Origin of the sequence: Polyangium jinanense (assembly GCF_028435265.1) — a bacterium.
Lineage (GTDB): Bacteria > Myxococcota_A > Polyangia > Polyangiales > Polyangiaceae > Polyangium > Polyangium jinanense.
The window spans coordinates 506,893-529,074 of record NZ_JAGTJK010000001.1; the positions used below are offsets into that span (position 1 = coordinate 506,893).

12 protein-coding genes and 1 CRISPR repeat array are annotated in these 22,182 nt (G+C 66.6%); of the genes, 4 read left to right on the forward strand and 8 right to left on the reverse strand.

Going from position 1 to position 22,182, the window contains the following annotated elements:
• Nucleotides 1–9: 9 nt before the first annotated feature.
• Nucleotides 10–2,253, reverse strand: a complete 2,244-nt coding sequence (locus KEG38_RS02150) for an IPT/TIG domain-containing protein (protein ID WP_272417279.1) — start codon at nucleotides 2,251–2,253, stop codon at nucleotides 10–12.
• Nucleotides 2,254–2,318: 65 nt separating this feature from the next.
• Between KEG38_RS02150 and KEG38_RS02155 the strand changes: the two genes are divergently transcribed.
• Together KEG38_RS02155 and tesB are read left to right on the forward strand one after the other, a co-directional pair.
• A complete protein-coding gene (locus tag KEG38_RS02155) occupies nucleotides 2,319–3,185 on the forward strand; it encodes a DnaJ-like cysteine-rich domain-containing protein (RefSeq protein WP_272417280.1) in 867 nt (288 codons plus the stop codon).
• A gap of 99 nt (nucleotides 3,186–3,284) precedes the next feature.
• Entirely contained in the window at nucleotides 3,285–4,166 is an 882-nt protein-coding gene (tesB, locus tag KEG38_RS02160; RefSeq protein ID WP_276072122.1) for an acyl-CoA thioesterase II, read from the forward strand.
• Between the two features lie 333 nt (nucleotides 4,167–4,499).
• A CRISPR array of direct repeats spans nucleotides 4,500–11,454; the repeat unit is 37 nt; unit sequence GTGCTCAACGCCTTATCGGCATCCCCGCAGAAATCGG.
• Nucleotides 11,455–11,738: 284 nt separating this feature from the next.
• Here the strand turns inward: tesB and cas2 are convergent.
• From cas2 to cas6, 7 genes are all read right to left on the reverse strand, one after another.
• Entirely contained in the window at nucleotides 11,739–12,032 is a 294-nt protein-coding gene (cas2, locus tag KEG38_RS02165; protein WP_272417281.1) for a CRISPR-associated endonuclease Cas2, read from the reverse strand.
• A gap of 25 nt (nucleotides 12,033–12,057) precedes the next feature.
• A complete protein-coding gene (locus KEG38_RS02170) occupies nucleotides 12,058–13,710 on the reverse strand; it encodes a type I-MYXAN CRISPR-associated endonuclease Cas4/Cas1 (RefSeq protein WP_272417282.1) in 1,653 nt (550 codons plus the stop codon).
• Between the two features lie 81 nt (nucleotides 13,711–13,791).
• Nucleotides 13,792–14,457, reverse strand: a complete 666-nt coding sequence (cas5, locus tag KEG38_RS02175) for a type I-MYXAN CRISPR-associated protein Cas5/Cmx5/DevS (RefSeq protein ID WP_272417283.1) — start codon at nucleotides 14,455–14,457, stop codon at nucleotides 13,792–13,794.
• On the reverse strand, nucleotides 14,454–15,458 hold the full coding sequence (locus tag KEG38_RS02180; protein ID WP_272417284.1) for a DevR family CRISPR-associated autoregulator: 1,005 nt from the start codon (nucleotides 15,456–15,458) through the stop codon (nucleotides 14,454–14,456). Before KEG38_RS02180 ends, cas5 begins: the two co-directional genes overlap by 4 nt.
• A gap of 3 nt (nucleotides 15,459–15,461) precedes the next feature.
• Nucleotides 15,462–17,018, reverse strand: a complete 1,557-nt coding sequence (gene cas8a1, locus KEG38_RS02185) for a type I-MYXAN CRISPR-associated Cas8a1/Cmx1 (RefSeq protein ID WP_272417285.1) — start codon at nucleotides 17,016–17,018, stop codon at nucleotides 15,462–15,464.
• The gene (gene cas3, locus KEG38_RS02190) at nucleotides 17,003–19,462 is read right to left on the reverse strand and encodes a CRISPR-associated helicase Cas3' (protein WP_272417286.1); all 2,460 of its coding nucleotides are present in this window, start codon (nucleotides 19,460–19,462) and stop codon (nucleotides 17,003–17,005) included. The genes cas8a1 and cas3 overlap by 16 nt, the downstream gene beginning before the upstream one ends.
• Nucleotides 19,459–20,082, reverse strand: coding sequence for a type I-MYXAN CRISPR-associated protein Cas6/Cmx6 (cas6, locus tag KEG38_RS02195; protein WP_272417287.1), 624 nt, complete (start codon nucleotides 20,080–20,082; stop codon nucleotides 19,459–19,461). The genes cas3 and cas6 overlap by 4 nt, the downstream gene beginning before the upstream one ends.
• A gap of 644 nt (nucleotides 20,083–20,726) precedes the next feature.
• Between cas6 and KEG38_RS02200 the strand changes: the two genes are divergently transcribed.
• Together KEG38_RS02200 and KEG38_RS02205 are read left to right on the forward strand one after the other, a co-directional pair.
• Complete coding sequence (locus tag KEG38_RS02200) at nucleotides 20,727–21,440, forward strand: hypothetical protein (protein WP_272417288.1); 714 nt, start codon at nucleotides 20,727–20,729, stop codon at nucleotides 21,438–21,440.
• A gap of 108 nt (nucleotides 21,441–21,548) precedes the next feature.
• Complete coding sequence (locus KEG38_RS02205; RefSeq protein WP_272417289.1) at nucleotides 21,549–22,175, forward strand: Uma2 family endonuclease; 627 nt, start codon at nucleotides 21,549–21,551, stop codon at nucleotides 22,173–22,175.
• Nucleotides 22,176–22,182: the final 7 nt, after the last annotated feature.

Here is a 22,182-nt window from a genome sequence, read left to right on the forward strand (position 1 = left end):
GCCGAGACGTCAGGAACGGTAACGCGCGTCGTAAAGGAACGCGCGCTTCGTGATGGCTTCTTTGCCGTCGGGATTGCGCACGACGACGTCGACCATCTCGCCATTCTTGCCCGGCGGCGCCTTGACTTCGAGTGTCGAGGCCGAGACGAATTTGACGCGTTGGGCAGGCTTGCCGCCGAAGAGCACGGCCGACTCGGCGACGAAGTTTTTGCCCTCGATGCTGACCTCGGTGCCGCCCTCGACCGAACCTTTGTTGGGCGCGACGGAATCGATCGCGGGGGCGGGCGAGGGGTCGTAGCGGAATGCATTCTTCACGACGGTCGTGCCCGCGTCGCCGCGACCGACCTCGACGTCGACGAACCCCGACGCGCGCGACGGCGGCGCCACGAGCTCGATCGTCGTGGCCGATCGGACCACGGCGCGTTTCGGCGCCTGCCCGCCGATGCGCACGAACACGTGCTCATCGAAGAAATCGCCTTCGAGGACGATCCGCGTGCCGCCGACCATGGGACCATTGCGCGGCGTGATGCTGTCGACGCGCGGCGCCGGGCGCGACTCGTACGTGAATGCATCTTCGCGGCGCACGACGACGCCGTGCCGATCGACGAGCTCGATCGACACGAGGCCCGGCTGCGTCCGTTGCGGCAGCTCCACCTCGATCTCGTGCCGCGACCGCGTCCGCGAAATGGCTCGCACCTCGCCGACACGCACCACCGTATCCGCCTCGAAATTGTCGCCGACGAGCCGGATCGTCTGCCCGCCCGCGCAATACCCGCGGTCGGGGCGCACCTCGACGAGCAGCGGCGGCGTGGGCTCGGCCTCGTACGTGAATGCGCCTTCGAGCTTCGCGATTTGCCCGTCGGGATTCTCGATTTCGAGGTCCACCGGTCCCGGCTCGTTTGCCCGCGGGGTCACGAGCTCCAGCGATTCGGCGCTGCGGAACGTGACGGCCGCTTGCTTGCCACCGAGGCGCGCCACGCATTGCGGATGGAAGTCGACGCCGGTCACGGCGACGCGCTTCGAGCCGCCGATGAGGCCCGACGCGGGCGAAACCTCGCGCACGTGCGGCGTCGCGAGGCGATAGGTGAAGAGCTCGGCCGCGAGCGCGGAGAGGCCATCGGGGTTCGTCACGCGGAGCTCGCCGTGGAAGAGCTGTTCCTGCGGCGGCGTGACGAACCGGATGCGCGAGGCGCTCTCGAAGATGACCTCGGGCGCGCGGTTGCCGAAGAACGTGATGCGGCAGCCGTCCTCGAAGTTGCGGCCCTCGACGACGATCTCGGTGCCGCCGCGCGGCGAGCCTTCGAGCGGGGAAAAACGCTCGATCGCGGGGCCCTCGTCGTAGACGATCTGGATGACCGCGCGCTGTCCGTCGGGGTTTTCCACGACGATCTCGACCGCCCCCGGTGCGTGGGGCGGCGCCTCGATCTCCAGGGTGAAATCGTCGAGTCGTTTCGGCTTCGTACAATCGTCGCCGTCGACGAGCACGCGGCAGCCGTCGGCGAAGTTCGCGCCGTAGAGCGAGATCTTCGTGCCGCCTTGCGCCGACACCTTCGCCGGTCGCGCCGCGGTGAGCATGGGCCCCGGCGCGCCCATCATCGGCGGAGGCGGCGGCGGCTCGGTCCCGCGCTTTTCGGACGTCGCACCCTCTTCCGCGGCCGGCACCGTCCTGGGTTTGTCCACTTCCTTTTCGAGGTCGAGCGCCGAATGCATCTCGAGCCGCACCGGCGGCTTGTCGACGATCGCGGGCGGCGCGACGATCGCGGGTTTGTCGACGATCGCGGGCGGCTCGACGATCGCCGGCACATCCGGCGGCAGCGGCACCGGCGGGGGCGGGAGCGGCGGCGCGTCGAGTGTGGGTTTGTCCACGAGCGGCGGCGGCGCGACGCTCACGGGTTTGGCGCGGGGCTCCCAGAGCTCGACGTCACGCCCGTCCGGGTCCTTGAGCGACGCGAAGAGGCCCGAGGGCCTTTCGAGGATCGGCCCCACGTCGATGCCGTCCTCGCGCAGGCTCGACGCGACGGCCTGCAGGTTCGGCACGCGCATCGACAGCGCGCACTCCCTGCGGCCTCGCGGAAGGGGTTCGAGCGCGAGATCGATCACGAGCGAGGTCCCGCCTGCGCTCACCGACTCGTAACGCCGCGTCCCCTCCACCCGATCGAACGAGAGCCCCGCGGCGCGCGCATAAAAGGCGCTCACGGCTTCGGGATTCCCCGCGTAGAGGACGATCTTGCCGAGCCCGAACGTTGCCATCATCACACCCGAAACGCCCTTTCGCCGCGCATGGTAACAGAGCTATGGGGTCGTGGAAGGCTCTTCCCTTGACGGCGCGCGACAAGGCTGGCTTCCTCCGGGACATGTCGTCGCTGGCGTCGTATTTCCCGACACTCGAAGCAGCGCGCGTGCAGCTGCCGCTGCCGGCCGGGGAGCCGGTCTCGGTGGAGCGGCTCGCGATGCTGGTGGTTCACGCGGCGTTGATCCGGCGCACGAGCTGGGCGGAGGACACGGAGATCGCGCCCGCGACGCTCGAACGTGGCGAACCGCCGCCGCCCGACGATCTCGAGATCCACCACCACGTGCGGATCGACGCGAGCCTCGGGGGCGGCCCGTGCACGGCGTGCACGCTGACGCCGGGCAAACGGCGCTGCCGCGTCTGTGGCGGCTCGGGCACGGTCTTCTTCACGTACTGCTCGTGCGACGGTGGCTTCATCACGTGCCCGACGTGCGGCGGCGCGGCGAAGTCAAACCGGGTGCGGCTCCGCTATTACACGGACACGCCGGCCTTTTTGAGCGAGGCCTACATGCCGTCGCACATCACGACGGTGCCGCCGCTCTTCGGTCTGGAGAGCCGCATGGAGCAGGACATCCAGTTCCAGCAGGCGTTACCGGAGGAGCTGCGCTGCCACGACCTCACGGGCCGCGTGGCCGGCTCGGCCTATCGCGGCGGCGAGCGCACGGTCCGCCCCGATTTTCACGGCCACGATTTCGGCGACGCGATCGACAAGGCGCTCGCGGGCCTTTCGGCGCTCGGCGCCGGCGCGAGCGTGGTACGCCACGTGATCCGGGCCTATGCATGGCCGTTCTTGCGGGTCCAGTGGGCGATGGGGGAGGACCTCGCGATTTACGTGGACCGAATCGGGAGTATCAAGGTGTTCGGCGCCGACGCCGTCGCGCTGGGCCGCGATTAGCCGGCTCCTCGGGGAGTCCGTAAGGACTGCCACGGCCCCCTCAAAACTTTTACGCCCTCTGGAACCTCGCTCTCTTGCCGGCCTGGCAGTGCGTCCACTATGACGCACAGCACCATGACGCGCGTGCTGACCGAGCTCATCGAGCTGCTCTCGCTGGAGAGGATCGAAACCAACCTGTTTCGGGGCCAGAGCCAGGATCTCGGCTGGGGTCAGGTCTTTGGCGGTCAGGTCCTCGGCCAGGCGCTCTCTGCCGCCGCGCAGACCGTGCCCCCCGAGCGCCAGGTCCATTCGCTCCACGCGTATTTCCTCCGCCCTGGCGACGCGCGCAAGCCGATCGTTTACGACGTCGATCGCATTCGCGACGGGCAGAGCTTCACGACCCGCCGCGTGGTGGCCATCCAGAATGGCCAGCCCATCTTCAACATGTCCGCCTCTTTCCAGGTCGAGGAGGAGGGATTGGAGCACGCGGATGGCATGGAAAAGGTCCCAGGCCCGGACGGGCTCTCGAGCCAGCAGGAGATCTGGAGCCGCCTGGCGCACAAGATCCCCGAGCCTTTCCGCACCCGCGCCGTCGCCGAGCAGCCGATCGAGATTCGCCACGTGAACCCGATCGATCCTTTTCGCCCTGAGAAAAGAGATCCGCACGAGGCCATCTGGATACGCGCGGCCGGGCCCCTGCCCGACGATCCGGCGCTGCACCGGTACTTGCTCGCGTATGCGTCGGACCACGCCTTCGTCACCACCGCGCTGCGCCCCCACGGCGTCACGTGGTTCGATTTCTCGATGCAGGTCGCCAGCATCGATCACGTGATGTGGTTTCACCGGCCCTTCCGCATGGATGATTGGCTCTTGCACGTGATTCACAGCCCGTCGGCATCCGGGGCTCGTGGGCTCGTGCGGGGGAGCGTCTTTTCGCGCGACGGGCGGCTCGTCGCGTCCACGGCCCAGGAAGGGCTCTTGCGCCGGCGGAAGCGGGGGTAGAGAGGGGCCCCGCTCCCGGGCCGCCCTTTCGCTCGTGTCCTTCGCTCTCGCCGCGAGGCGACCCCCTCGCGTCACGGTGACGCGCGCGCCTCGGTTCGGCGAAGGCACCCTCGGGGCACGTCGATGTGCGTGTCTCGCCTCCTGCTGACCGCTCCGAGTCGCCTCGACGCGACGCCCCTAAGCTCAGCGCCGACCTCTTCGTGTAACCTCGACGCGCGGCCCTCGCCTCGCGCCTACCCCCACACGTCACGGTCACGCGCGCCCGTCGCTTCGGTCCCGACGCCCGCGCGTCATGGTGACGCGTCCCCCTCGCCCCGGGAAGATCCGGGTGGTGTGCTCAACGCCTTATCGGCATCCCCGCAGAAATCGGTGGTCGGCCGGCCAGGCTGCCGCGCCCGCGTACTCGTGCTCAACGCCTTATCGGCATCCCCGCAGAAATAAGAAGCCGGCGCTGAACGCCGAACTCCGCCACAAGATGTACTCAACGCCTTATCAGCGTCCCGGCAGAAATAGCTGCCCGCCCATCGAGGAGCGGCGCGGTGCCCGTGAGGTGCTCAACGCCTTATCGGTATCCCCGCAGAAATAGGCGAGGACCGACCGGAGACCGAAGCCACATGAAGAAGTGCTCAACGCCTTATCGGCATCCCCGCAGAAATAGGCGGTACCCGGCGAGCTCGGCTCGGATCCGGAGTGGGGGTGCTCAACGCCTTATCGGCATCCCGGCAGAAATAGGATCAAGGAAAAGCTTGAGTTCGACGAGGTGTCCGGTGCTCAACGCCTTATCGGCATCCCGGCAGAAATAGGGCCGACGCGGACTTCGGGTAGCCCATGCCCTCGAAGTGCTCAACGCCTTATCGGCATCCCGGCAGAAATCGGCGACGAGCTCGCGCTCGCGTGGCGTCTGCGGCAGCACGTGCTCAACGCCTTATCGGCATCCCCGCAGAAATCGGGGTCCACGCCCTGGGACAGATCGAAGTAGTCCTGATAGTGCTCAACGCCTTATCGGCATCCCCGCAGAAATCGGCCCCTGCCGCGACCGCAGCCAAGCAGGCATTGAGGTGCTCAACGCCTTATCGGCATCCCCGCAGAAATCGGCGCGTCGGTGGCAACGGCACCATGCGGCAGGTGCTGTGCTCAACGCCTTATCGGCATCCCCGCAGAAATCGGGCAGGGAGATCGCGGTAGTCGCCGCCGGCCGGGATGTGCTCAACGCCTTATCGGCATCCCCGCAGAAATCGGCCTCGCGCTGGATGTTCTCAGCGCCGAGGGCGTCGATGTGCTCAACGCCTTATCGGCATCCCCGCAGAAATCGGGAGAGGGGGAAAGGGCTCGAGGACGCGGCGCTCACGTGCTCAACGCCTTATCGGCATCCCCGCAGAAATCGGTCCCTCGCGCCAAAGTACCTCGCCGCTCGACAGGCTGTGCTCAACGCCTTATCGGCATCCCCGCAGAAATCGGGATGAGCTGGGTCAGGCTGGCGTCGACCGAAGCCGCGTGCTCAACGCCTTATCGGCATCCCCGCAGAAATCATCGACGGACATCTTGTCGGAGCGACGAGTTACACCGACGAGTGCTCAACGCCTTATCGGCATCCCCGCAGAAATCATGGGTGTGGGCCGCGCATTCGCACGGGCGACGCCTGCAGTGCTCAACGCCTTATCGGCATCCCCGCGGAAATCATCTACGTCGACACGAACCCGAGTGTCGCAGGCGGGCGGTGCTCAACGCCTTATCGGCATCCCCGCAGAAATCATGTGGTGGACGGTGAGCAGCCACTTCACCTGCGCATGGTGCTCAACGCCTTATCGGCATCCCCGCAGAAATCGGCGTTCGCCTCGGAACGGACCTACGCGCGCGTGGCGGTGCTCAACGCCTTATCGGCATCCCCGCAGAAATCGGTTCTTCGGCGAGACCATCAAGGTCGACCGGACGGAGTGCTCAACGCCTTATCGGCATCCCCGCAGAAATCGGGGGCGGAACTGAGGACGAGTTCGTAGGCCACGTCGCGGCGTGCTCAACGCCTTATCGGCATCCCCGCAGAAATCGGGATCGGGTGACCGGGACGACGGCGGGTCCGGGTAGTGCTCAACGCCTTATCGGCATCCCCGCAGAAATCGGTCGAGCGGATGAGCGTGGCGCAGGGGCAGATCCTTGGGTGCTCAACGCCTTATCGGCATCCCCGCAGAAATCGGGCTGAGCCCACACAAATCCAGGTGCGCCTGGCATGGTGCTCAACGCCTTATCGGCATCCCCGCAGAAATCGGCCGCGGTGGTTGGCGCATGGCGGTTCTGGTGCGATGCGTGCTCAACGCCTTATCGGCATCCCCGCAGAAATCGGTTTGTCTCGGGTCGGGGGGTCCCGGATCATCGTCCCGTGCTCAACGCCTTATCGGCATCCCCGCAGAAATCGGTCGTCGGCGGCGCCGACACCGACGACGAGGAGGAGTGCTCAACGCCTTATCGGCATCCCCGCAGAAATCGGATGCAGCACGTGCCCCGGGAGAGGCCGTCTCGCATGTGCTCAACGCCTTATCGGCATCCCCGCAGAAATCGGTCGCGAACGATTTCGTCGGCCGCGCGCTGAATATGTGCTCAACGCCTTATCGGCATCCCCGCAGAAATCGGTCGCGCCAGACTAGGCTTGACAAGAGCCTCGTTTTCTGGGTGCTCAACGCCTTATCGGCATCCCCGCAGAAATCGGACAGTAAAGTTTTCCAGGAAGGATCCTCTTCCTCGTGCTCAACGCCTTATCGGCATCCCCGCAGAAATCGGGATCATGCACGGCGCGAATATCTTGCACGGCGAACGTGCTCAACGCCTTATCGGCATCCCCGCAGAAATCGGGATGAGCACAGGCGGCAGGCGGACCTGAGGGTTGCGTGCTCAACGCCTTATCGGCATCCCCGCAGAAATCGGCCGCCTTGGTCTCCGTCATGTCCTCGAACGTGAGCTGGTGCTCAACGCCTTATCGGCATCCCCGCAGAAATCGGTCCAATCGACGGAGGCGGTGGGGGCGGCGTGGGATGTGCTCAACGCCTTATCGGCATCCCCGCAGAAATCGGCGCCGAAGTGGTGGTGGGCGTGTCGGCCCTTGACGCGGTGCTCAACGCCTTATCGGCATCCCCGCAGAAATCGGCGTCGAGCGCAACAGAAGGAGAAGCCGACGTGATGTGCTCAACGCCTTATCGGCATCCCCGCAGAAATCGGTGCCAGGGGATTCGCGAGACGTTCGAACGCGTGTTGTGCTCAACGCCTTATCGGCATCCCCGCAGAAATCGGGGGACTCGACGCAGGCGACCGCGATGGCCGGATCGCGGTGCTCAACGCCTTATCGGCATCCCCGCAGAAATCGGGCGCGAAGGGCCACGGCGAGCTCCCGGCAAACCTGTGCTCAACGCCTTATCGGCATCCCCGCAGAAATCGGTGCCACGTCGAGGGCGATGCGTCGCTACTTCCCAGAGTGCTCAACGCCTTATCGGCATCCCCGCAGAAATCGGATCACAACACAACAACATCATCACAAATCAACACAAGTGCTCAACGCCTTATCGGCATCCCCGCAGAAATCGGTATCATCATCACATCACATACACATACAACATACAGTGCTCAACGCCTTATCGGCATCCCCGCAGAAATCGGTCTTTGATGTCGAATCCCCACTTACCGGGGAGGACGTGCTCAACGCCTTATCGGCATCCCCGCAGAAATCGGCCCGTGCCTCCAGTTCGCGAATCCGGTTGTGGTCTTTGACGTGCTCAACGCCTTATCGGCATCCCCGCAGAAATCGGCCGCGAGCCTGGCGGCCACGCTGGCGGCCGCAAACCCGTGCTCAACGCCTTATCGGCATCCCCGCAGAAATCGGACGCCGATCGACTACCGTCGGTACATGCCGCCCGAGTGCTCAACGCCTTATCGGCATCCCCGCAGAAATCGGGCAGTGGGGCGAGAAAGGAAGCGGATGATGGGGTTGTGCTCAACGCCTTATCGGCATCCCCGCAGAAATCGGCTCGTCGGGCAGATGTTCTCCGATCACCAGATGAGAGCGTGCTCAACGCCTTATCGGCATCCCCGCAGAAATCGGCCGCCACGACGGGCGAGGGGCAGAGGAGGCAGGTGGTGTGCTCAACGCCTTATCGGCATCCCCGCAGAAATCGGACCTTCAAGCCAAAGAAGCAGCCGAAAGCCAAAGGTGCTCAACGCCTTATCGGCATCCCCGCAGAAATCGGCGCTTTCCCAGTCAATACGACGACGCGTGGGATGTGGTGCTCAACGCCTTATCGGCATCCCCGCAGAAATCGGCTACCTGACGGGAGGGCGGGCATCGGACGACTACACGTGCTCAACGCCTTATCGGCATCCCCGCAGAAATCGGCGGCTAGCATGTCGCATTCCCTGAGCAGCGCCTCCAGTGCTCAACGCCTTATCGGCATCCCCGCAGAAATCGGTGATCGATGCGATGCCGCCGAACGTCGGCGGCATCGGTGCTCAACGCCTTATCGGCATCCCCGCAGAAATCGGCTCGCGCCTCGGCGTACGCGAGCCCGGCCTTGAAGTGCTCAACGCCTTATCGGCATCCCCGCAGAAATCGGACGCGGGACGCATCGTGTCCGTGCAGAGCACCGGGTGCTCAACGCCTTATCGGCATCCCCGCAGAAATCGGGTGCCCGTTGTCGCAGGTCACGCCGCCCGGGCAAAACGTGCTCAACGCCTTATCGGCATCCCCGCAGAAATCGGCAGCCGGAGGATGATGGCGGGGACGTCGGCTTCCGTCAGTGCTCAACGCCTTATCGGCATCCCCGCAGAAATCGGCGGATTCCGGTGGGACCGCCTGAGCCTGCGAAGATGTGCTCAACGCCTTATCGGCATCCCCGCAGAAATCGGCCGCGGCCACCGCAGCCGAGAGGGTGCGCTTGGGCAAGTGCTCAACGCCTTATCGGCATCCCCGCAGAAATCGGCGGTAGTGGCGCGCTCGTGTACGCACACGCTGTCAATGGTGCTCAACGCCTTATCGGCATCCCCGCAGAAATCGGCCGTGGGGGTCGTGCTGAATGGGCCCAGGTCAGACGTGCTCAACGCCTTATCGGCATCCCCGCAGAAATCGGCGTCAGCGTCTCAGCGAACTTGTCGAACCGCTGCCCGTGCTCAACGCCTTATCGGCATCCCCGCAGAAATCGGACAATGACGACCCCGCCCCTCTCGCCGCCTCTGGTCGTGCTCAACGCCTTATCGGCATCCCCGCAGAAATCGGAAGAGCTGCGCGGACCCGACCGCGTAACGGATCGGTGCTCAACGCCTTATCGGCATCCCCGCAGAAATCGGCCCGCCTCCCCACTTGGCCCCGAACGAGCACCCGATGTGCTCAACGCCTTATCGGCATCCCCGCAGAAATCGGAGGCGTAGCGCGAGCAGGGTATAGGCGCGGGGTCTGTGCTCAACGCCTTATCGGCATCCCCGCAGAAATCGGGCGAGGTCCGCGCCATCGTCACGAGCGCGAGGGAGTGCTCAACGCCTTATCGGCATCCCCGCAGAAATCGGATCGCGTCCCGTGGCTTGTTGCCGCCAGAGTCGATGAAGTGCTCAACGCCTTATCGGCATCCCCGCAGAAATCGGCCGTGCAGAACTGGAAATGGTGGCGCGCAACTTCAAATGTGCTCAACGCCTTATCGGCATCCCCGCAGAAATCGGGGGGTCCGGTTCGACGGCGGCCGGCACTTGATCGGGTTGTGCTCAACGCCTTATCGGCATCCCCGCAGAAATCGGTCGCGCTCTACGAGGTCGAGGGGGAGCCCTACCTGCAGTGCTCAACGCCTTATCGGCATCCCCGCAGAAATCGGCGTGACGCTGATCGGCATGGTCGAGCGCGCCTTGGTGCTCAACGCCTTATCGGCATCCCCGCAGAAATCGGACCCTGCTCGATTGCCGTCATCATGATGCTAGGCGTGCTCAACGCCTTATCGGCATCCCCGCAGAAATCGGATCCTGCGGAAAGAGGACGCAGACAAGGCGCAAGGGTGCTCAACGCCTTATCGGCATCCCCGCAGAAATCGGAAGGTAAGCAGCGTCGTCCGCTGCTTCCTGGTCAAGTGCTCAACGCCTTATCGGCATCCCCGCAGAAATCGGCTGGAATTCGGGAGGGGAGGCGTGCGGCTGGAACCTGCGTGCTCAACGCCTTATCGGCATCCCCGCAGAAATCGGCCGGCATCCGTGGTCTCGAGACGCAGTTCGGGAAGTGCTCAACGCCTTATCGGCATCCCCGCAGAAATCGGCCGCTCCGCGCGAAGGACCTCGGCAAGATGATAAACGTGCTCAACGCCTTATCGGCATCCCCGCAGAAATCGGACGGATCGGAACGCCCTTCGCGCGCCGCCATTTCGTGTGCTCAACGCCTTATCGGCATCCCCGCAGAAATCGGTCGCGCGGAACGTCCAGAGCGCCCAGCGGCACGGGTTGGTGCTCAACGCCTTATCGGCATCCCCGCAGAAATCGGGCCGAGCTTGTGCCATGCCCCCTCTCGCCACGGGTGTGCTCAACGCCTTATCGGCATCCCCGCAGAAATCGGTGTCGAGCGCTGTTCCGGCCAATTCGGGGCCGTTGACGTGCTCAACGCCTTATCGGCATCCCCGCAGAAATCGGCCAGCGGCGCCATCTGCAGCGGCGAATCCTGCACGTGCTCAACGCCTTATCGGCATCCCCGCAGAAATCGGACACGGTTCAAGGCCAGCGTTCCGAGCGGCGACCTGTGCTCAACGCCTTATCGGCATCCCCGCAGAAATCGGGTCCAGCGGGGTCCCGATGACGGCGATCGTGCGTCCGCGTGCTCAACGCCTTATCGGCATCCCCGCAGAAATCGGCGCCGGACAGGTGTCTTCGTCGTCGTTGATACTCATGACGTGCTCAACGCCTTATCGGCATCCCCGCAGAAATCGGAGGTCAAGGCGACGGTGAAGGTGTTCGCGTTCGGGTAGTGCTCAACGCCTTATCGGCATCCCCGCAGAAATCGGTGATTTGGTTCGACGACAAACCGGGGCAGGAGAGGTGCTCAACGCCTTATCGGCATCCCCGCAGAAATCGGACATCGCGCAATAGGAGTCTGTAATGCCCTCGAAGTGCTCAACGCCTTATCGGCATCCCCGCAGAAATCGGACCATGCGCGTCATCCGGACCTCGGTGAGGGGCGGTGCTCAACGCCTTATCGGCATCCCCGCAGAAATCGGGTTTGGTCCGCTCTCGTCCTCAAACAGGACAAGGGTGCTCAACGCCTTATCGGCATCCCCGCAGAAATCGGCCCTCACCCCCGTAGTACTGGAAACTCCACGGAAATCTGGACCCTTTTGCAAGCACCTTCGCCACCTTTTGCGCCGCGCCCTCTCCTCCGCGCCTGGTGACCTCGCAACCCTCCGACTTCACGCCTCTTCTCCTCGATCAAGCACCTCCGCGCCTCTATCCTGGTTGTCAAACACCAAGGAGATCGGGCACTTGCCTCCTCGCGGGGGCTCCCCTGGGCGCTGGCCTGGGCTCACGCCCGGAGATCCTTGATCCACCCGACCTCTCCGTCCACGCTCCTCCCTTCTACACGATTTTCGCCGGCGTGTCATCCACCACCCACACGTCCTTCCGGTTGCGCATCACCATCCTCGCTACGCAGGCTGTGCAGAGCGGAACGAACATCAGACTGTCCTCCGCGTCCAGCACCTTCTCCAGCTCCCACCGCAGCTCCTCCAGCTTTCGCACCGACAACCGGCACCGGAACACCGAGTATTGCAGCCGCGTCCCATACCCGCGCAGCACCTTGTAGCCCTTGCGCCATCGCTTCGGATCCCGGATGTCGTACGACACGAGATACCAGCTCTTCGCCTCGCTCATTGGGACCACCCCTCCGCTTCTCCCGTCACCGCAGCCGGAACTTTGCGAACAACCCAGGCGCCCCGCACCACTCCTTCTCCAAGAGCCTCGCCTCCAGCTCGATCATCCGACCGTACGACAGCGAATACCCCACGACCGAGTGCTTCCACTCCTCCGAACGACGACGCTCGTACACCTCCACGAGCTTTCGTCTCCCCGTCGCGCTCAACCACACCCGCGGACCCGTCACCGTGAAATCGTCCTCCGGATCCCATTGCCCCCGGCGGATCGATCCCATCACCGCCATGTCCACCAGGGGCACCCGGAACAGCTCCATCAGGTCGAGCGACAGCGGCGGTGCCGAGCTCCGCGGCCGATGGTAAAAGCCGAGCGCCGGCTCCAGCCCCACGGTCGCGAGCGCCGTCGTTACGTCGGCGAGTAGCAGCGCGTAGCCGAATCCGAGCAGCGCGCTCACCCGGTCCCGCGGCGGCCGCCTCGTCCGCCCCTCGTAACGCAGCCGCTCGTCCACCTCCCCGAGCAGCGCCCTCCACGACGAGAAATACGCCGCCGCGCCGGCCCCCTCGTTTCCTAGCAGCTCCTCCACCGTCTCCGCGGCGTGTGCGCCTCGGATTGCGCGCCGCATCCCGTCGAGCGCCTCTTCCACTGCGACTGGCCTCGCGCCCTCTCCCCGCGTCGACCGCAGCACGAACCGCAGCTGACCTTCGAGCTTCGCGCCGACCAGCCGCCGCGCCAAACCCAGCGCGAACGCCTCCTCGCCGAGCGCCTTGTATTGCCGGATTCGCCGCTGCACCGCCCCGGCGCCTGCCACGAGCGAGCCGATGAACCGTCCGCCCGTCGTCACCCAGGACACGCCCACTTCTCGCTCCGCGCACAGGTGCAACGCCTGCGTCGAGATCTGCGAACCGCCGTGCAGCACCACGTGCCTCGTCGATCGCGACGACACCCGCGTCTCTTCGCCCTCGCGCGGCGTCACCACGAGCTCGTCGCCGCTTCGCCCCACCCGCGACCCGTGCGTCGTCACGTGCAAGGCTTGCCGGTCGTCATCCTTCGGCGCGAGGTGCACGGGCTCGCGCGCCTCGTCCTTTGCCAGCCGCTCCTCCTCCGGCAGGCACACCGGCGCGAGCGAGCAATGCGTGCAGAGCCGCTCGTTGCTCGTCACCGGCGGCCGCTCCACCGTGGCGCGTAATGCTCTCCCCCGCGTGATCGCGGCTCGCACCTCCGCGCGCAGCGCGTCGTCCACAGCGATTCGCACCGTCACGTTGTCCGCGTGGTATCGCAGCCGCCCCTCGGGGACGACCTCCCCGGTCGCCTCCTCCACGAGCATCGCGTACGCCCCGATCTGCAATCGATCCGAGGGCCACGCCTCGGGCGCATCCTTCCCCTCGCCCCGCTTGCAGCGCCCTCGTTTGTGCTCGTAGGGGATCCACTGCCCGTCGCGCCGCCGCAGCGCGTCCACCTCCCCGCGCAGCCCGAGCGCCTCGCTCTCCAGGACGAACCTTTCGGAGGGCCCATCCCCCTCTTCCCGCGCGAGCTCCGCGTGCAGCGTCCGCCCTGCGTACACACGCTCGTCCGCGACCCGGATCTCCTCGACCTCCTCCAGGAAAAACAACCGCTCACAATAAGCGAGCGCGTGCAGCGCCATCACGCGCAGCGGCGCGCCGTCCCCCGACCCATCCATGTGGAACCTCCCCCTGAGGAATAGGTTTTACCGGATGGTACGGAGGCCCAAGGCTGCGGCCAAGTTTGTCGGCGGGGTTTGTCAGAGGGGGGGCACCCTCGGATCGAGGATCGGGACGAAGTGATCCTGCGGCGGGTTCCCGGTGAGCGGTGCTCTGGGTGCGAGATGGTAGCGCCGCCACCGCGTGTCGAGCGCGCCCACGTGATCGACCCACACGGGTAGATCCATCGCGCCGTCGTCCCGCGGTACGAGGAGGCGCCATTCGCCGGCGGGCTCCTCCACGAGCGCGATATCGTCCACCGCATCGTCGCTCATCCCCAGGCACACCACGCCCGCGCGCGTCACGCGCTCCGGGTGCTGGATGGCTTCGACGATACGCTCCTCGAGCCGCGGCGCTCCTTCCTGCGCCCGCGTGCCGAGTTCTCCTCGGCTGTCGATCCAGCAGAGGAACGACAATCCACACAGGACCTCGACGTAATCGGGTGCATTCCCCATCCTCGATTGCTTGGCCGCCACGCCGTATTTGTAGCGGCTCAGCTTGCGGAGCACGGTTGCGACCTTGGGCTCACGCGCGTAGGCGAACGCGAGGGCGACCCCGGCGTGCGCCGCGCGCTGCCACTCCCCGACCAGCGAAAGCAGCATCCCGTACACCGTCGCCGGCGGCGCGATCGGGTACGTCTCCGCGAACGACCGCGCGTACGACTTGCGGAAGCTCGCATACGGCGCTTCCACGCGCACGGCGATCATCTGTCGCCCTTCGCCTTCACGGCCGCGTATTCGGCGCCGATGCGCGCGATTCGCGCCTTGGCCTCGCGCACGGCCGCGTCGACCCCCTCGACCACGGTCACCCCGGCGCCGCGCAGCTCGGCGCCGAGCGGCGAGCGCGCGATCTCTCCACCGACGATCATTTCGCTCCCCTGGAGGTCGCCGCTCCGCACCCGATCCAAAAGCCGCCTCGCGCTGATTCCGCGCGCCTTCTCGTCGTGATCGAAGCAATTCTGGATGCGCGACGAGTGCGCGCTCGTCAGCCGGAGGACGATTGATGCAGGCGAGAAGTCATAGGCGAACCGCGCGTGGTTCCCGGCGACGGGGGGCGGGTCCGCGACGGCGTCGAGCAAGTGCCCGATGTGCTCTTTGTGGATCACGCTGCCGAGGTTCAGCCCGAACGAATACTGGTACTCCGTCGTGTGGATCTCGGCGTTGTAGAGCGAGAGACTCCCCTTCTCCTTGGTCCCGCTGACGCAGTTGAATGAGAGCTCCCCGCGGTAGGGCCGCAGGGACACGGCGCGCCCGACGGCGAGGGGGCTCGGCCGCTTCGTCGTCTTCCCTTTCGCCTTCTCCTTCTTCCCCTTGTCTTTCGCTTTGCCCTTGGCTTTGGGCTCTGTCTCTCCCTCGTCGCCTCCGCCTTCGCCCTCCTCGTCCTCGCGTTCCTTCTGCGCGGCTTCGGCGTCCATGAAGCCCATCAGGTCATCGTCGATGAGCGCCTTGCTCTTGGAGTCGAAGTACGTCCGCTTCTCATCCTCGTAGCTGAGCTTCTCGTCCTCGTATTTTCGGTTCGTCGGAAGCCCTTCGAGCTGGAAGCGGTACCGCAGCGCGAAGCGGATCGCCTCGGCGGAGACCGACGTGTGCAGGTCGTCGTGCAGGAAAACCTTTTGCAGCGTCGTGGTGTTGCCGATGTTGTCGGCGCGGTTGTTCGCGGCGACGGCCTCGCTCGTGACGATCGTTCCGTAGAGATAATGGGTCGCCATGGTTCATCCCTTCTCGTCGGTCTTCTTCGGTCCCTCGCCCGCGTAGCTCACGAGCGCGAAGAGCAGGAGGTTCTGGAGCCGGTCCGTGTTGCGGGGGTCGAACAGGAACTTTCGCAGCCGTTCGGCGTTGGTCTTGATCGTGGGCAGCGCGGCCCCCTTCGTCGAATCCGCGCAGAACCGGAGGAACCACCCCGCGAGCGCGTCGGCGGTCTTCGCGCGCAGGATCGCGTTCCGCATCCGCTCGCGCTCCACCTCCGTCATCCGCTCGAATGATGCGTTGTCCCTCCGCGCGCGCTCCCCGAACGCCCCCATCACGCGGTTCCACGCCTCGTGAAACGCCGCAATCACGGCGCGCTCGTCTTCGTCCTCGATCGCGTCCTTCATCTTGTTCAGACCTCCCTGCGCGAAGCGCATCCGCTCGTAATCCTGTTTCTTCTCGACCAGCGCCCGAAAATGCGCGACCCAGCGCCTCCCGGCCCCGAGGTTCGCCGCGACGAGCTCCGGCACCGGGCTCTGCGGCACGGCGAAGCCCTCGCCCTTCTGGTTCTTCAGCATGCGTGGCTTCCCGAGGTGCGTGACGGCGGCCTGGAACACGCCTAGTTCCGGTATTTCGAGCCCTACTCGCACACTGCTCGTCCGGTTCACCTGGTTCTTGTCCCAGGCGACTTTGCCCATCGCCACGGCCAGGCATCCGGCAATGCCCGGGTGCTCCACGACGCCCTCGGTCACCTTCCAATCGAGCAAGAACCGCAACGCCGCCTCCTCGGCGCCGCCCACGATTCGCCCGAGATATCCGCTCGTCAAGCGTGGCGCGTCGTTCCCCAGCGTCGCGAGCGCTTGCATGACCTTCGAGAACGCCCGCAGGTCACCCACGTCGGGCACCACCACGCACGATTGCATCCGTGCGTCCGCGGCGCGGTTTCGCAAAAGGAACACGACGCTGCCGACCATCAGGTAGAGGAGCAGGAAGACCTCCTCCGCGCGCGCCTCGAGCGCGGCCACGCCCGTCATCGCCCCGGGCACGACGGATTGCGGGATCGTCGCCGTCCTTGGCAGCGCGCCCAGCGGCTCGCCCTTTTTCGGCTTGTATTCGAGGAGTCCCGTCCCTTGTGCCTTCTGGTGTGCGTAGCTCGCGACGCCTTTGTATGTGAAGGGGATGAGGGTCTCCCCGTCCGCGCTCCGGAGCGAGACACGCCGCGCGTCCTTCTCCCCGGGCACGCTGGGCCGCATCTTGTTGTGCTGCAAGAACGTCGCACAGAGCCCGTTGTGAATGGCGAGCCGCAAGCCGATCTCCGACGGGGGGATCCTGTGCCCGACGAGCTCGATCATCTTGTCGTCCGTCACCCGGAACGAAGCGTCGAGGATCCGCCGCAACGCTTCCTGGTCCGTGAGTTCGTCTCCCCACCCGAGGCGCACCTCGCCACTCGTCACGCTCGCGCGAATCCCCTCCGGCCCTTTCTTGCCCCAGGCCTCCACCGTCGCGGCGAGCCCGCCGAGCGCCGCGCGATGGTAGATCGTGTACCCCGGGTCGGTCAGCCGGTAGATCATCTCTCTCGCCATTGCGCGCCCGTCCCTTCGTGTGTCTTCTCGTCGTAATCGTAAAGCACTGCATCGGTTGGCGCGATGAGCACGCCTGATACCCGATCCCACCCGAACATTTCGTTTCGGATCGGGATCGCCACCTCGTGCTCGCGCAGCCAATCCCTGTCCGGAACGTCCCGACCGGGTGTGTTTCGATACGCGCGGAGATCGTTGCCGAGCACGACGCTCGCCGTGTACCCCTCGCCTCGGGTCGTCCCCGGCCGCGTGCGCCACACGCCGCTATGCCCCGGCACCCCGACGAAAAAGGCATCCTTCTCTGCGGCATCGAGGTCGACGCCTGGCTCCGTCGCGCTCCCCGCGAAGTGCGCCGCGAGGTCTCGTTGACTGAGGGGCCTGCCGAGCGCGCGCAGTCGGTCGACCCACGCCCAGCCTGCGTGGAGCGCGTCAGCCTCGTACGGCTTGGGCCCGTCCTTCGGCGCACACACGTACGCAGGCTTCGGATCCGGAGGCCGTGACGGATCGGCGCGGCGATTCAGGCGCCCGAGCCGCTGGATCAACGAAGGCACCGGCGCGACATCGGTGACGAGCAGATCCGCCGAGAGATCGAGGGACATCTCGGCGACCTGCGTCGCGACGAGCAACGTCCCGCCGCGACCCCCCTTGAAGTTGTCGACGACGCGGCGATGTCGGCGGCTCCGGTCGTTGTAACGGAAGCGCGAGTGATACACCTCGACCGCCGCGCCCGGCAGCCGGCGCCGGCCTTGCTCGTACGTCTCGTTCGCCGATGCTACCTGGTTGCGCACCCAGAGCACCTTGCCCCCGTCCTTCACGTGCGCCGTAACGGCGCTCCACGCGGCCTCCTCGTCGTCTGCGCGTCGCAGCTCGTACCGCGGCAGCGCTTCGAGCTCTGCGGGCCCGGGGACGATCACCAGGTCGGGACGAATTTCGGCGAGCGCGCGACGTCGCGCCTCGGGCAGCGACGCCGTCATGAGTAACACGGGCAGGTTTGGGAACGTCTTCAGGAAGATCAGCAGGTGCCCGAAGAGCGGATCGTCGAACGCGTGGATCTCGTCGAAGACGATGCATGACTGCACGATCGCTGGCAGCGCACAGAGCGCGCGGAGCGCGTTCGACATGACGCCGAGCACCGTGTCGGCCGTGCTCACGACGAGCGGCGTGTCCCAGAGCGAGAGCGCATCGATCTTCGCGAGCTCGGCTGCGAGCGCGTCCTGCGCGCGCGAAGCTGTCTCGGTCGCGTCCTCCTGCTGCGCCGTGCGCGCGATCGTGCGCAGGTCGATCCTCGCCCGCCCGTGCGCGAGGGCCGCGCCGACGCCCGCTTCGAGCGCGTAGTCCTTGAAGTGCTCCGTCGTCGTGCCGGTGGTCGGCAGACAGAAGAACATCCGCATCGGTCGCTCGCCTCGCTCGTGGAAACGCGCGCACCATTGTTCGGCCCAGAGGTACGCGGCGAGGCTCTTGCCCGAGCCGCACCCTGCCTCCGCGAGCGTCAAGCGCGATGTCGACTTCGCGACCTCCTCCTGGAACGGACGCACGATGAACCCCGGCGGGAGCCGCGTCTCGTCTCGCTCCGCGTCGGGGGGCGCCGCGCGATCCCAAGCCCAGCGATGCACGAGCCGACGGAGCGCTTCGGCGTCGAGCCCGGTCGAGAGTTGCTCCTCGACGAACGGCTCGATCTCCACGGGCTCGTTCGTCGCGACACGTCGCGGCAGCGCGCTTGCTGTCACGTCCGCCGCGATGCCGAACGCCTTGACAAGCGCGAGGAGTCGCCGCGCGCTTTCCTCGGCGAACGTGTCCTCGTGATCCCTGAAGTCGCCTTGCATCGCCTTGAGATCACGGCTCACGTCGAGGTCACATGCACCGGCGCGCGCACGTCCGAGCACGAGATGCCGCTCGATCCTCGGAGGCGACCCGAGGCCGAGGTCCTCCGCCATGCCTTCGAGGATCGCCTTGAAGTCCTCGTGTGCCGCGTAGATCGTCGCAGGCGCGCCGAGCGCGGGCGCGAGCGACGCGTCGAACTTGCGGTGGTGGCCCACGGCCCCCCAGAGGGCGAGCACCAGATCCTCACCGAGCTCATCGAGCCATGCGCGCAGTGGCGCGTATTGCCACACGAGCAGGCCCGAGATCGCCTCGTGCCGTAGGAGCTGGGTGATCTCCGGCTGGCCTCCGACCATCGCCTGGAAGTGCTCGTTCGCCTTGCCGAGATCTTGCATCCACCCATCAGCGCAGAGCGCTCGGGTGAAGCGATCGAGCCATGCCTCTGGCAACCCCGCAGCGCGCAGCGCAGCAGGCCCAGCGACGCGACTGATCGATCGGCAGGCCTGCGCGACGTCGCGGCTGTGCTGCGTGAGCAGCGCGTGGTCGGGGGGCGCGTCACGCGGCCCGTGGAAGGACTTTGCGAGCAGGCGACGCGGCACGGCCGGGCTCGCCTTGGAGCTCGCGCTCACGCCCCGGCCCCTCGCCCCACCGGCCCAAATACCCCGCACCCCATGCGTTGCCGCCCGCCGATCCCGGCTCGTTGCACGACGAGCGAACCCTCCTCGGAGAGCCCTCGCAGCGTCGTCCCGAAGCCGATCACCTTGTCCCCGGCGATCGACACCACCCTGCGCCGCCCGATCTCGATCGTCGCCGTCACGCCGAGCGCGTCGAGCTGCCGCTTCACGGCTTCTGCGAATGGCTCCGGCTCCTGGAAGCCCTTGATCACCACCATTCTTGCGGTCAGCGCTTCCGCGGGCCGGAGCGGATACACGCGGGAGACGCCGACGTGCACGCGATGCCCGTCGATGTCGAGCGCCTTGCCAGCGAGCGCGAGCACGCGCGGGATCTCGGCGGGCACCACGCGCAGGCGCAGCGAGCCGCGCCGCGGGTGCAGCGCGAGCAGCCCATCCGGCCGCGGGATTCCGCCGAGCGGGTGCACCGCGAGCCAGGGCGCGCCGTGCAGATCCCCGAGCACCCGCGCGAGTGCGCCGAAGAGCGCGTACCCGTGATCTCGCGGAACGAGCGTGCCTGCGAGGGGGAAGACGATGTCAACACGGTCGGGTGGCGAGGTCGGCGCGGACGGGGTCACGTGTGGGCTCCGTGGGGTCGAATTGTGTGCGTCCACGCTACCCTGAGTCGTAGGGTCCCGACTACAGAAACCTCACGCTCCAGCTGTACGATGCCGCTTGCCTCGCTCTCTCCTCGTTTCTTCGTGTCCTTCCCCCTCGCCACGCTGCGACCGTCTCACGCCACGTCGACGCGCCCCCCTACATCGCTGCGCCGACTCCCTCGCGCCGGGATTTCCCGCGCCCCTCGCTGCGCGCAGATCCTGTTGTGTCACGACGACGTGGGTGCCTCATCTCTGCACCGACAGCTTCCCGCCACGCCGCCGTGCACCTTTCATCGCGCGCCGACCCCTTTGCGCAACGTTCCCGTACGCCGTGCGCCCGGCGATGGACCCGCACGGGCAACCTTGACGCGCGTCCCTTGACCCGCGCCGACCCTCTCACGTCGCTCCGGCGCCGCCGACGAGCCCGGCGTTCGTGATCAGCGGCCCGTCTCGTCCTCCTCGTCGGGCCGACGAGCCAGCACCCGGGCGCTTGCTGACGTCGAACTCCTGCTCCTCTCCGAATGAAAAACTACGGCCCTCGTTCAACGGGGACCCGCCGACGCGATGGCGCGGCAGGGATTCCGAAACCCACCAGACCGGGCCTCGGGCCCAGGGATGACCTCATGCGCAAGTATCGCAGCAATGCCTCGTCGACCGTCCGTTACGAGTATGGCGTCGAGCTCGCCGCCGGCCTCTCCTCGTTCCCCGAGATGGCCTCCGCCGCCGCCGATATCCAGACCATCAACGAGGCCCTCGCGGTCCAGCACGACAAGCGCCATGCCCTGCATGTCCCCGTCATCAGGACCCGCGCCGCGCTCCGCTTCGGCGAGTATAGCGTCGAGCGCGTCATTCGGTTGGCCCTCCGCGCCGCCGAAATGGAGGACGGTGGCAGGCGCGGGCGTATCTGCGCGAGCGTCTTTCCGAAGGGCTCGAGGCCCATCCTCGCCCCCGTCGGGAAACGCCAGGTCAAACCCTTGCGCGAGCTCGTCGAGCGACTGGCGAATTCGAAGGTCGTCGGCATCGACGCGTATCGCGCCGCGTGGCTCCCGAAGCTACAAGCCGCGCTCGCGAGCTTCGAGGCGGCCGTCGCCGCGCACCTTTCGGCGCTCACTGCGCATGACGAGGCCTTCAAGCTCGAGGTCGCGCTCCGAGAAGCGCACCACGATACCGTCGACCGGATCATGGGCCAGGTCCGCGCCGCGTTCCCGCGCGATCGCGTAACCCAGGACGTCATCTTCCCGGCCGTCGAGGAGGCCGGTATCCTCACCGCCACGAGCGAGGACGACGGGGTGGAAGAACCGCTCCCCGCAGAGCCCCTCCCGCCCGCGGACGCCTGATATCGACCGGCGCGGCGCTCGCCCCGCCCCGCAGAGCCCGCGCGCCCTCCTCTCCGCCGCTTCCCCCTCGCCTCGACACACCCATCCACGTTCGGTAGACTTTCCCCCATGAGCTTCGTCGCTCACGATGCCGACCGCGCGTCCCCTCGGCGCATGACGATCGAGGAGTGGGCCGCGCTGCCCGAGGACGAGCCGGGGGAGCTCGTCGACGGCGAGCTCGTCGAGGAAGAGATGGCCGGGTACGTCCACGAGGTCGTCGTCGTTTGGCTCGCGCACCTGCTTCGGTCCTGGGCGCTCGCGCATGGAGCGCGGGTCGCGGGGTCCGCCGGGAAGTTCGCGGTGTCAGCCACGCGGGGGCGCATGCCCGATCTCACGGTGTACCTCGCCGGCGCACGCCGCCCGCCCGCGGAAGGGCCGATCCGCGTGCCCCCGAGCATCGCCGTCGAGGTCGTCTCGTCGACCCCCCGGGATGCGCGGCGCGACCGCGTGGAGAAGCTGAAGGAGTACGCGGCGTTCGGCGTGAAGTGGTACTGGATCGTCGACCCGGCGCTTCAATCGTTCGAGATCCTCGAGCTCGGGCCCGAAAACGAATACATCCACAAGGTCACGTCGACCGACGGGCGGATTGAATCGGTTCCGGGATGCGCCGGGCTCGTGATCGATATCGATGCCCTGTGGGCGGAGGTCGCCGAGGTGCGTGCCGAGGGCGAGGGCGAGTCGCCGGAGCAAAGCTGACCCCCAG

Coding starts and splice junctions, on each gene's coding strand:
- KEG38_RS02150 (WP_272417279.1), bottom strand. CDS start 2,253: ATGATGGCAACGTTCGGGCTCGGCAAGATCGTCCTCTACGCGGGGAAT.
- tesB (WP_276072122.1), top strand. CDS start 3,285: ATGACGCACAGCACCATGACGCGCGTGCTGACCGAGCTCATCGAGCTG.
- cas2 (WP_272417281.1), bottom strand. CDS start 12,032: ATGAGCGAGGCGAAGAGCTGGTATCTCGTGTCGTACGACATCCGGGAT.
- KEG38_RS02170 (WP_272417282.1), bottom strand. CDS start 13,710: ATGGATGGGTCGGGGGACGGCGCGCCGCTGCGCGTGATGGCGCTGCAC.
- cas5 (WP_272417283.1), bottom strand. CDS start 14,457: ATGATCGCCGTGCGCGTGGAAGCGCCGTATGCGAGCTTCCGCAAGTCG.
- KEG38_RS02180 (WP_272417284.1), bottom strand. CDS start 15,458: ATGGCGACCCATTATCTCTACGGAACGATCGTCACGAGCGAGGCCGTC.
- cas8a1 (WP_272417285.1), bottom strand. CDS start 17,018: ATGGCGAGAGAGATGATCTACCGGCTGACCGACCCGGGGTACACGATC.
- KEG38_RS02200 (WP_272417288.1), top strand. CDS start 20,727: ATGCGCAAGTATCGCAGCAATGCCTCGTCGACCGTCCGTTACGAGTAT.
- KEG38_RS02205 (WP_272417289.1), top strand. CDS start 21,549: ATGAGCTTCGTCGCTCACGATGCCGACCGCGCGTCCCCTCGGCGCATG.